The sequence below is a fragment of the Marinobacter salinexigens genome, assembly GCF_008370345.1.
Classification (GTDB): domain Bacteria; phylum Pseudomonadota; class Gammaproteobacteria; order Pseudomonadales; family Oleiphilaceae; genus Marinobacter; species Marinobacter salinexigens.
The window spans coordinates 1-541 of the sequence record NZ_VTUU01000091.1 but is presented as its reverse complement, the minus strand read 5'-3'; the positions used below and the strand labels follow the sequence as shown (position 1 = coordinate 541).

Genomic DNA, 541 nt, shown 5'->3' with positions numbered 1-541 from the left:
GGAGAACATGCGTGGAATTTGCTTTGAGGTATGTGATGTCGTTCTTCATGCTGATGCTATCCACAGGGGTGGTGGTCAGGTCATTCCCACTGCCAGGAGGGTCATCTATGCCTCTCAGCTCACGGCCAAGCCAAGGCTGCTGGAGCCAGTCTACCTGGTGGAGATCCAGGCCCCAGAAAATGCACTTGGTGGTATCTACGGTGTTCTGAACCAGAAGAGAGGTCATGTCTTTGAGGAGATGCAGAGGCCGGGTACCCCGCTCTACAACATCAAGGCTTTCCTCCCTGTCATCGAGTCCTTTGGGTTCTCAAGCCAGCTGAGGGCTGCAACCTCTGGTCAGGCGTTCCCCCAGTGTGTGTTTGACCACTGGGACATGATGGGCTCGGATCCTTTGGAGGCTGGCTCCCAGGCTGCCCAGCTGGTGCTGGATATCCGCAAGAGGAAGGGTCTGAAAGAACAGATGACTCCTCTTTCTGAGTTTGAGGACAAGCTCTAATCTTTTCGTTTTTGCTACTGTTACTGGTTTTAATTGTCACTCGGA

1 pseudogene is annotated in these 541 nt (G+C 53.2%); it reads left to right on the top strand.

Going from position 1 to position 541, the window contains the following annotated elements:
- Positions 1 to 496, top strand: a pseudogene (locus FWJ25_RS20795) (hypothetical protein); the annotation flags it as partial.
- Positions 497 to 541: the final 45 nt, after the last annotated feature.